The sequence below is a fragment of the Streptomyces sp. SID5910 genome (genome assembly GCF_009862125.1).
Taxonomy (GTDB): domain Bacteria; phylum Actinomycetota; class Actinomycetes; order Streptomycetales; family Streptomycetaceae; genus Streptomyces.
Genome location: NZ_WWHX01000697.1, coordinates 1 through 9718 on the forward strand (window position 1 = coordinate 1; position 9718 = coordinate 9718).

Genomic DNA, 9718 nt, shown 5'->3' on the forward strand with positions numbered 1-9718 from the left:
TCTTCCGATCTGCCACGACGTCTCCGCGGAGAGCGTGCTCTCGCTCAAGCCGGACCTGGTCATCGCCGAGACCACCACCGGGCCCGAGGAGGCCGTCGACCAGATCCGCGCCGCCGGCGTCCCGGTGCTGTTCGTGAAGGCGGCCACGGGCCTGGACGACGTGGGCCCGCGCATCCGGGCGGTCGCCGACGCCCTCGGCGTACCGGCGGCCGGGAAGGAACTCACCCGGCGCTCGGAGCAGCGGATCGACGCCGCCCGCAAGGACGTTCCGCACGGCGAGAAGCCGCGGGTGGCCTTCCTGTATCTGCGCGGCTCGGCCTCCGTTTACCTCATCGGCGGCAAGGAGTCGGGCGCCGGGTCGCTGATCGAGGCGGCCGGCGCGATCGACGCGGGGGCCGCGTCCGGCCTGGACAAGGACTTCACCGCCATCACCAGCGAGGCCCTGGTGAAAGCGGCGCCGGACGCGATCCTCGTGATGAGCAAGGGACTCGACTCCGTCGGCGGCGTCGACGGGCTGGTGAAGATCCCCGGCGTCGCGCAGACCCCGGCCGGGATGGACCGCCGGATCGTCTCCGTCGAGGACGGTGTCCTGCTCAACTACGGGCCGCGCACCGACCAGGTGCTGACGTCGGTCGTGGCCCAGCTGTACGGCGGGGACGGCGCGCGGTGACCGTACTCGACAAGGCCGGGCCGGTCCGCCACCCGCCCGCCGGGCCGCCCCCGCCGCGCGGCCGCCGTTCGACGCCCTGGCTGCTGACCGCCGCCCTCGCCGCCGGCCTGCTCGTGCTGGTCCCGGTCGCGGCCGGCACCGGCGCCTACCCGATCCCGGTCGGCGACGTGCTGGGCTCGCTGCTGCACCATGCCGGGCTCGGCGGCACGGAGCTGGACCGGGTCGCCGACTCGGTGCTGTGGAACGTGCGGTTCCCGAGGATCGTGCTGGCCCTGCTGGTCGGCGCCTCGCTGGGCTGCGCGGGCGCGCTGATGCAGGGCGTGTTCGGCAACCCGCTCGCCGAGCCGGGCGTCATCGGCGTCTCCTCGGGCGCGGCGGTCGGCGCGGTCGGCGCCATCGCCTTCGGCGTGAACTTCCTCGGCAACTGGACGGTGGCCGTGTTCGCCTTCGCCTCCGGCCTGGTCACCGTCCTGGTGGTCTACGCGATGTCCCGCTCGGGCGGCCGCACGGAGGTGGTCACGCTGATCCTCACGGGCATCGCGGTGAACGCCTTCGCGGGGGCGCTGATCGGCCTGTTCCTGTTCTTCGCGGACACGGCGGCCGTCAACCAGATCACCTTCTGGCAGCTCGGCTCGCTCGCGCAGGCGACCTGGCCGAAGGTCCTCGCCGTACTGCCGTGCGCGGCACTCGGCCTGGGCCTCGCCCCGCTGTACGCCCGCCGTCTGGACCTGCTGGCGCTCGGCGAACGCCCCGCCCGGCACCTGGGCGTGGACGTGGAGCGGCTGCGGATCGTCCTGGTCCTGGTGATCGCGCTGCTGACGGCGGCGGCCGTGAGCGTGGCCGGAGTCATCGGCTTCGTCGGCCTCGTCGTCCCGCATCTGCTGCGGATGGCGGCGGGCCCCGGGCACCGTTTCCTGATCCCGGGCAGCGCGCTGCTCGGCGCGCTCGTGCTGCTCGCCGCCGACCTGGCCGCGCGCACGGTCGCCGACCCGGCCGAGCTGCCGCTCGGGGTGCTCACCGCGCTGCTGGGCAGTCCGTTCTTCTTCTGGCTGCTGCGCCGCACCCGGCGCAGGCAGGGAGGCTGGGCATGAGGTTCCCGAGACTCGCACCGTCCCGGCCGCTCCCGCCGCCCCGGCCGGCGCCCGGCGACCTGCTCGCCGAGGCCGAGGGGCTGCGCGTCGACCTCGGCGGGCGGCCGGTCCTCGACGGCGTCGACGTACGGGTGCGCGCGGGCGAGGTACTGGCCCTGGTCGGTCCGAACGGGGCGGGCAAGTCGACCCTCCTGGGCGCCCTGGCCGCCGACGTCCCGGCCGCCGAGGGAGTCGTACGCGTCCACGGGCGTCCGGTGGCCGCGTGGTCGGCGCCCGAACTGGCGCTGCGCCGGGCGGTGCTGCCCCAGTCGGCGTCGCTGTCCTTCCCGTTCCCGGTGGAGGACGTGGTCCGGATGGGCCGGGCGCCCTGGGCGGGCGGCGACGGGGAGGACGAGGACGACGCGGTGGTCGCCGAGGCGATGGCGCGCACGGAGGTGTCCGGCTTCGCCGGGCGGCCGTTCTCCGCGCTCAGCGGCGGCGAGCGGGCCCGGGTGGCGCTGGCCCGGGTGCTCGCCCAGCGCGCCCCGCTGCTGCTGCTCGACGAGCCGACCGCCGCGCTGGACCTCCGGCACCAGGAACTGGTGCTGCGGCTGTGCCGGGAGCGGGCGCGCGCCGGGGACGCGGTGGTCGTCGTGCTGCACGACCTGGGTCTGGCCGCGGCGTACGCGCACCGGGTCGCGATCCTGTGCGCCGGCCGGGTCGCCGCCGACGGCCCGCCGGCCGGGGTGTTCTCCGAGCAGTTGCTCTCCGAGGTCTACGACCAGCCGGTGGAGGTGCTTCCGCATCCGCGCACGGGGGGGCTGCTCGTGACCCCGCGACGCACCCTTTGACGTTCCCTTGACTCTCCTGTGAACGCGTCTTTGAGCCACCGTGACCGGCCTGTGCTCATACACCGTCCATGAGATTCGGATCACCGCATGGACGGGTATCGCGCCGGAAATCCTTCGGTACCTTAGGCGAGCCTCACCTTCCTTATGACCCCCATCACACGCACTTTCGGCCATCCCTGGGAGCCCGCATGCGAGCCGTCAGACTCTCCGTCGTCACCGCCGTCGCCACCGCGGCGGCCCTGACCGCCGTCACGGGCTGCACGGAGAAGAGCGACGCGGCGAACGGCGACCACGTCGTCACCGTCACGGCCAAGGACGACTCCTGCGACGTGTCGGCGAAGGAGTTCCCCGCCGGGCACGTCGAACTCGCCATCGAGAACAAGGGGTCCAAGGTCACGGAGGTCTACCTCCTCTTCCCCGACGACCGCGTGGTCACCGAGCGGGAGAACATCGGCCCCGGCACCAAGCAGCGGGTCACCGCCGAGGTGAAGGCCGGCGACTACCGGATCGCCTGCAAGCCGGGCATGAAGGGCAAGGGCATCCGCCAGGACGTCAAGGCCACCGGCGGCAAGGCGGCCGAGCGCGACCCGCGTCTGGACGCGGCCGTGGCCGCCTACCGCCAGTACGCGCAGCAGCAGGCCGACGAGACGCTGCCGAAGGCCGAGGCGTTCGCGAAGGCCGTGCGGGCCGGTGACCTGGACGCCGCGAAGAAGGCGTACGCGCCCTCCCGCATCGGCTGGGAGCGCACCGAGCCGGTCGCGGAGTCCTTCGGCGACATCGACCCGAAGGTCGACGTCCGCGAGGACGGCCTGGAGGACGGCCAGGACCCGGCGACCGACTGGACGGGCTGGCACCGCCTGGAGAAGGCGCTGTGGCAGGACAAGAAGATCGGCGACCGTGAGAAGGAGCTCGCCGGCACCCTGGTCACCGACCTGAAGGACTGGCAGAACCGCGTCGGCACCGCCGACATCACCCCGACCTCCATGGCCAACGGCGCCAAGGAACTCCTCGACGAGGTCGCCACCGGCAAGGTCACCGGCGAGGAGGAGCGCTACTCGCACACCGACCTGGTCGACTTCAAGGCCAACGTCGAGGGCGCGCAGAAGTCCTACGCGCTGCTGAAGCCGGTCGCGAAGGAGAACGACGCGGCGCTGACGGCGGACCTCGACAAGCAGTTCGCCGCGCTGGACAAGCTGCTCGACCGCTACCGCCCGAACACGTCCTCGTACGAGTTCACCTCCTACGACAAGGTCGGCAAGGCCGACCGCAAGGAGCTGTCGGACGCGGTCAACGCGCTCGCCGAGCCGCTGTCCAAGCTCGCCGCCGCCGTGGTCGGCAAGTAGCACCGGAGTACGACGATGACGGACACGGACGGCAGCACTCCGGCCCCCTCGCGCCGGGCCCTGATCGGCTGGGGCGGCGCGGGCCTGGCCCTCGGTGCCGCGGCGGCCGGCGGGGCGATGGCGATGGCCCGCACCGGCGACGACGTGGACCCGACCGGTGCCGACGCGGGCGGCGCGGTCGAGTTCCACGGCGCGCACCAGGCGGGCATCGCCACGCCGGTGCAGGACCGGCTGCACTTCGCCGCGTTCGACGTCACCACCGACGACCGCGCCGAGTTCGTCGGGCTGCTCAAGGACTGGACGGCAGCGGCCCGCAGGATGACCGCCGGGCAGCCGGTCGGCGAGGGCGCCTACGGCGGACTGGCCGAGGCCCCGCCGGACGACACCGGCGAGGCGCTGGGCCTGAAGCCGTCCCGGCTGACGCTCACCATCGGCTTCGGCCCGTCCCTGTTCGGGAAGTTCGATCTCGCCGACCGGCGCCCCGAGGCGCTGGTCGACCTGCCGAAGTTCCCCGGCGACAACCTGGACCGCGGCCGCAGCGGCGGCGACCTGTGCGTGCAGGCCTGCGCGGACGATCCGCAGATCGCCGTGCACGCGATCCGCCAGCTGGCCCGCATCGGCTTCGGCAAGGTCGTCGTGCGCTGGTCCCAGCTGGGCTTCGGCAAGACGTCCTCGACGACGGCGGACGCGCAGACCCCGCGCAACCTGTTCGGCTTCAAGGACGGCACCCGCAACATCTCGGGCACGGAGACCGCACGCCTCGACCAGCACGTGTGGGCCGGCGCGAAGGACGGCACGGACTGGATGACCGGCGGTTCCTATCTGGTCGCCCGGCGCATCCGCATGCACATCGAGACCTGGGACCGCACCTCGCTCCAGGAGCAGGAGGACGTCTTCGGCCGCGACAAGGGCGAGGGCGCCCCCGTCGGCAAGGCCGAGGAACGCGACGAGCCGTTCCTGAAGGCGATGAAGCCCGACGCGCACGTGCGGCTCGCGCACCCCGACGCCAACGGCGGGGCGACGATCCTGCGCCGCGGCTACTCGTTCACCGACGGCACCGACGGTCTGGGCCGCCTGGACGCGGGCCTGTTCTTCCTCGCCTACCAGCGCGACGTGCGCACCGGCTTCATCCGCGTCCAGCGCAGTCTGGCGACGGACGCGCTCAACGAATACATCCAGCACGTGGGTTCGGCGGTCTTCGCGGTCCCGCCCGGCGTCCGCGACGCGGACGACTGGTGGGGCAGCACGCTGTTCGCCAAGGAGGCGTAACCGTGTTCTCCAACTACCTGATCGGACTGCGTGAGGGCCTGGAGGCCTCCCTCGTCGTCTGCATCCTCATCGCCTACCTCGTCAAGACGGGCCGCCGGGACGCCCTCAAGCCCATCTGGGCCGGCATCGGCGTCGCCGTCGCCATCGCGCTCGGCTTCGGCTGCGCGCTCGAATTCGGCTCGCAGGAACTGACGTTCAAGGCACAGGAAGCACTCGGCGGCTCCCTGTCCATCCTCGCCGTGGTGCTGGTGACGTGGATGGTGTTCTGGATGCGGCGCACCGCCCGGCACCTCAAGTCCGAGCTGCACGGCAAGCTGGACGCGGCCCTCAGGATGGGCACGGGCGCCCTGGTGGCCACCGCGTTCCTCGCCGTCGGCCGAGAGGGCCTGGAGACCGCCCTGTTCGTGTGGGCGTCGGTGCACGCGGCGAGCGACGGCACCCCGCGCCCGCTGGTCGGCGTGGCCCTGGGCCTGGCGACGGCGGTGCTGCTGGGCTGGCTGTTCTACAAGGGCGCGCTGCGCATCAACCTGGCCAAGTTCTTCACCTGGACCGGCGGCATGCTGGTCGTCGTGGCCGCGGGCGTGCTGGCGTACGGCGTGCACGACCTCCAGGAGGCCGACCTGCTGCCGGGCCTGACGAACCTGGCCTTCGACATCAGCAACACCGTCGATCCGTCCAGCTGGTACGGCACCTTGCTGAAGGGCGTGTTCAACTTCCAGCCCGACCCGACCGTCCTCCAGGTCACGGTGTGGCTGCTGTACCTGGTCCCGGCGCTCGCGCTGTTCCTCGCCCCGGTAGGGTTCGCCTCCGGGAAGGGGAAGGTGAAGGAACCTGATGAGCAGGGATCGCGGCCCTCGAAGGCCCCGCAGACTTGACCGGAGCGCACTGACAGCGGTTTCACTCACCGTTCTCTCGTTGTCGGCGAGCGGCTGCGTGGTGGTGCACGGCGAACGCGAGGTGCTTCCGGCGACCACCCGGGCGGAGGCCGCGAAGGCGCTCGAACAGTTCACCGACGCGTACAACAAGGCCGACAAGGCCTACGACGGTTCCCTGGACGCCGGGTTCACCACCGGCGCCCTCGCCGCCATCGACTCGGCCCGTCTGAAGGCCGGCCGGGCCAACAACCCGGACGGCAACCCGGCGCACTCGCCGCTGGAGCTGACGGACGCGAAGTTCACGATCCCGAAGAAGGCCGGCTGGCCGCGCTGGTTCGTCGCGGACACCCGGGCCAACAAGGGCGGCGACGCGCGCTGGCTGCTGGTGTTCACCCGCGACGGCCTGGAGGACACCTGGGAGGCGGCGTACCTGACGCTGGTCGCCCCCGGTGACGTGCCCGAGTTCAAGACCGACAAGGACGGCTGGGCCGAGGCGGTCCCCGCGAACTCCACCGACCTGGCCGCCGCGCCGACCGATCTCAGCGAGGACTACACGACGTACCTCAAGGACGGCGGGAAGACCTTCGCGGACGGCCCGCACACCGACGCGTGGCGGGAGCTGCGCAAGAAGCGGTCGACCAGGCCGGGTCTGGTCACCCAGTACATCGACGAGCCGCTGACCGACGGCGACTACGCGCCGCTGGCGCTGCGCACGAAGGACGGCGGGGCGATGGTGTTCTTCACCACCCGCCACTTCGAGAAGCAGACCGCCGCGCAGGGCACCTCCGTGCCGACGCCGAACAAGGACGTGCTGGCGCTGACGGACGGCGAGATCAAGCAGTCGCTGACGATGGAGTTCGTCTCCAACGAGGTCGCGCTGGACCCGGCGGGCCCGGGTCAGGTCTCGGTCCTGGGCCGGATCCAGGGCATGACGTCGGCGAAGGGCGAGTAGCTCAGCGGCGCAGCGGCCACGCACCGGCGTGGTCGCTCTCCTCACCGACGTGCCGGGCGCAGGCGTCGGTGAGGGTCTCCAGCAGGGTCAGCGGATCGGGCAGCGGATGTTCGAGCCCGCGCACCCAGTGCACGGTGCCCTCACCGGGCAGCCGAGCCGGCGGCACCAGCACATACGAACCGCGACAGTGCCAGCGCAGCCCGGGATGCTCGTCCATCGTCTCGGGGTGGCAGTCCAGCTCGCACGGCCACCACTCGTCCTCCTGCTCGGGCGTGCCGCGAGTCAGGGTGAAGAACAGCATCCGCCCGTCGTCGCTCTCGGCGACGGGCCCGACCTCCACCCCCGCGTCGAGCAGCCGCCGCAACGCCTCGCGACCGGCGTCGAGGGGCACGTCGAGGACGTCGTGCACCATGCCGGTCGCGGTGATGAAGTTGGCCTGCGGCTGGTGCCGGACCCAGCGTTCGAGCTGCGCCCGGTCGGTGGTGGACTGCGTCTGCCAGGCGAACGACACCGGGTGCCGGGCGGGGGTGGGACAGCCGACGCGGTCGCAGGAACACCGGTAGCCGACGGGGTGGGCGGCGGGCGCGAGCGGCAGTCCCGCGTCGGCGGCGGCCAGCAGCAGGGACTCCCGGCCATCCTCGCCGGCGGCCTCCTTCGGGCGGCCCTTGCGCAGCCACTCGGAGAGTCTGTCCCGCAGGCCGGTACGGCCACCGAAGTCCGCGCTCATCTATCCCCTCGCCTCGCCGTCGTGCGCATCAGCATGCCCTATGGTCCCACCATTCAGCGCTTCGGGGTCGGGAAGGGACAAACCTCACTGATCAGCGTGGAGTGATTCCGTACAGCGCGTAGTCGACGAGGCTGTCGGTGTAGTCGTAGGAGATCGGCGCCGTGTACTGGAGCCAGCGCTGGGCGACGGGCGAGACGAACAGCTCCAGAGCGATGCGCGGGTCGACCTCGGGCCGCACGTGACCGGCCTCCTGGGCGGCGCGCAGCCGGTCGACGTAGAGCTGGAGCGAGGGCTCCAGCAGCTTGGCGACGAACTCCCGCCCGAGCTGCTCGTTGACGACACCCTCCGCCGCGAGGGCCCGCGAGGGCGCCTCGAACTTGGGGTCGTAGAGCTGGTCGACGGTGGCGCGCAGCACGGCCTTCAGATCGGCGGCGAGGTCTCCGGTGTCCGGGATGGCGTACGTGTCCTGCTGCCCCTGCGCCTCCACGGCCTGCTCCTGGAGGTCGAGGAAGGCCTCCAGCAGGACCTCGGCCTTCGAGGACCACCAGCGGTAGATGGTCTGCTTGCCGACGCCGGCACGGGCGGCGATGCCCTCGATGGTGGTCCTGGGATAGCCGGCCTCGGCGACGAGCGCGAGGGCGGCGTCGTAGATGGCCCGGCGGGACCTGGCGCTGCGGCGCGTGACGTCGGGGACCTGGGTGGATTTCTGGGTGGCCATGGCTCGAATTTACCAGTTGACAAGACGGTCCGTCTCGCCTGCTGGCTCGCCTACTCGTCCGCGGGGGGCCAGGGGTCGCCCCAGTCCGCGTCGCGGGCCGCCTTGTACAGATCGCCGTGGCGCTTGGTGACGGTCCGGCGTCGGATCTGCTCGTCGGTCTCGCACAGATCGAGCAGGACCTGCCCCTTGCGGATCTGCGGCCGCCGGACGACGCGGGAGGGGGCGGGGGCGACGGGGAAACGGGCGGCGGCGACGTAGCTGAACTTCTCGTCCTCGTAGGCGAGGGAGCCGCCCTTGACCTGCCGGTGCAGGGAGGACCGGCTGACCCGCGCGGCGAAGTGGCACCAGTCCGTGCCGGGCACGATGGGGCAGGCGGCGCTGTGCGGGCAGGGCGCGGCGACGTGGAACCCGGCGTCGACGAGCCGCTGCCGGGCCTCGATGACGCGGGCGTAGCCGTCGGGGGTGCCCGCCTCGACGATCACGACGGCCTGCGCGGCGCCGGCGGCGGCGTCGACGAGGGCGGCGCGGTCGGAGGGGGTCAGTTCGTTGAGGACGTAGGAGACGGTGACGAGGTCGGTGTCGTCGACGGTGAGCGCGGCGCCGATCCGGGAGCGCTGCCAGCGGGTGTCGCGCAGGGCGGGGTGGGCGGCGGCGATCTCCTTGCCGAGGGCGAGCGCGGGCTCGGCCCAGTCGAGCACGGTCACGGGGCGGACGCCGCCCCAGGTGTCGCTGACGGCCCAGGTCGCGGCGCCGGTCCCGCCGCCGACGTCCACGTGGCCGGCGGGCGCCCACTCGGGCACGGCGTCCGAGAACGCCGCGAGCGCGGAACGCACGGCGGCGAAGGTCGCGGGCATGCGGTACGCGGCGTAGGCGACGACGTCGGCGCGGTCCCTGAGGATCGGGGCGTCGGTGGGGGTGGCCCCGCGGTAATTGGCGATCAGCCGCTCGACGGCCTGCGCGGCCTGCCGGGGCGGAAGCCCGTCGAGAAGCCCGGCGAGGGCGGTACGCAGGGTGTCGGCGGGGGTGGCGGGGGCGTTCACCCGGGGATTCTACGGGTCGCTGCGGCGGCGTCCGGCGTGGGTGCGGGGCGGGCGACCCGGCACTACCGGGGTGCCCGGCGCGGGCGCTGGCCGGGGGTGGGACGCGTGACCCGGCGCTGCCGGGGTGCCCGGCGTTGGGGCTGGGCGGGGGTGGGTGCGCTGCCCGGCGCGACGGGGTGCCGCTGCGCCCACCCGTGCCGCCC

General features: G+C 72.8%; 10 protein-coding genes. 7 read left to right on the top strand and 3 right to left on the bottom strand.

Annotation, left to right across the window (positions count from 1 at the left end):
• From GTW67_RS24380 to GTW67_RS24410, 7 genes are all read left to right on the top strand, one after another.
• On the top strand, positions 1–670 hold a 670-nt coding region (locus GTW67_RS24380; protein WP_161166943.1), incomplete at its 5' end, for a heme/hemin ABC transporter substrate-binding protein.
• The gene (locus GTW67_RS24385; RefSeq protein WP_161166944.1) at positions 667–1761 is read left to right on the top strand and encodes an iron chelate uptake ABC transporter family permease subunit; all 1095 of its coding nucleotides are present in this window, start codon (positions 667–669) and stop codon (positions 1759–1761) included. The genes GTW67_RS24380 and GTW67_RS24385, both read left to right, overlap by 4 nt.
• The gene (locus GTW67_RS24390; protein WP_161166945.1) at positions 1758–2591 is read left to right on the top strand and encodes a heme ABC transporter ATP-binding protein; all 834 of its coding nucleotides are present in this window, start codon (positions 1758–1760) and stop codon (positions 2589–2591) included. Before GTW67_RS24385 ends, GTW67_RS24390 begins: the two co-directional genes overlap by 4 nt.
• A gap of 188 nt (positions 2592–2779) precedes the next feature.
• On the top strand, positions 2780–3934 hold the full coding sequence (efeO, locus tag GTW67_RS24395) for an iron uptake system protein EfeO (protein WP_161166946.1): 1155 nt from the start codon (positions 2780–2782) through the stop codon (positions 3932–3934).
• Between the two features lie 15 nt (positions 3935–3949).
• On the top strand, positions 3950–5203 hold the full coding sequence (gene efeB, locus GTW67_RS24400) for an iron uptake transporter deferrochelatase/peroxidase subunit (RefSeq protein ID WP_161166947.1): 1254 nt from the start codon (positions 3950–3952) through the stop codon (positions 5201–5203).
• Between the two features lie 2 nt (positions 5204–5205).
• Positions 5206–6078, top strand: a complete 873-nt coding sequence (gene efeU / locus GTW67_RS24405; RefSeq protein ID WP_161166948.1) for an iron uptake transporter permease EfeU — start codon at positions 5206–5208, stop codon at positions 6076–6078.
• Positions 6038–7030, top strand: a complete 993-nt coding sequence (locus GTW67_RS24410; RefSeq protein ID WP_161166949.1) for an SCO2278 family lipoprotein — start codon at positions 6038–6040, stop codon at positions 7028–7030. The genes efeU and GTW67_RS24410 overlap by 41 nt, the downstream gene beginning before the upstream one ends.
• Before the next feature lies 1 nt (position 7031).
• Here GTW67_RS24410 and GTW67_RS24415 read toward each other — a convergent pair whose 3' ends face one another.
• The 3 genes from GTW67_RS24415 to GTW67_RS24425 form a co-directional block, all read right to left on the bottom strand.
• Complete coding sequence (locus tag GTW67_RS24415; RefSeq protein ID WP_161166950.1) at positions 7032–7757, bottom strand: bifunctional DNA primase/polymerase; 726 nt, start codon at positions 7755–7757, stop codon at positions 7032–7034.
• Between the two features lie 91 nt (positions 7758–7848).
• Positions 7849–8475: a TetR/AcrR family transcriptional regulator gene (locus tag GTW67_RS24420; protein ID WP_161166951.1), complete on the bottom strand. Its 627-nt coding sequence runs from the start codon at positions 8473–8475 to the stop codon at positions 7849–7851.
• Between the two features lie 50 nt (positions 8476–8525).
• A complete protein-coding gene (locus GTW67_RS24425) occupies positions 8526–9515 on the bottom strand; it encodes a small ribosomal subunit Rsm22 family protein (RefSeq protein WP_161166952.1) in 990 nt (329 codons plus the stop codon).
• Positions 9516–9718: the final 203 nt, after the last annotated feature.

Excerpts from the sequence above, each read along its gene's own strand:
- GTW67_RS24390 (WP_161166945.1), top strand. The coding sequence starts at position 1,758 with ATGAGGTTCCCGAGACTCGCACCGTCCCGGCCGCTCCCGCCGCCCCGG.
- efeO (WP_161166946.1), top strand. The coding sequence starts at position 2,780 with ATGCGAGCCGTCAGACTCTCCGTCGTCACCGCCGTCGCCACCGCGGCG.
- efeB (WP_161166947.1), top strand. The coding sequence starts at position 3,950 with ATGACGGACACGGACGGCAGCACTCCGGCCCCCTCGCGCCGGGCCCTG.
- GTW67_RS24410 (WP_161166949.1), top strand. The coding sequence starts at position 6,038 with ATGAGCAGGGATCGCGGCCCTCGAAGGCCCCGCAGACTTGACCGGAGC.
- GTW67_RS24415 (WP_161166950.1), bottom strand. The coding sequence starts at position 7,757 with ATGAGCGCGGACTTCGGTGGCCGTACCGGCCTGCGGGACAGACTCTCC.
- GTW67_RS24420 (WP_161166951.1), bottom strand. The coding sequence starts at position 8,475 with ATGGCCACCCAGAAATCCACCCAGGTCCCCGACGTCACGCGCCGCAGC.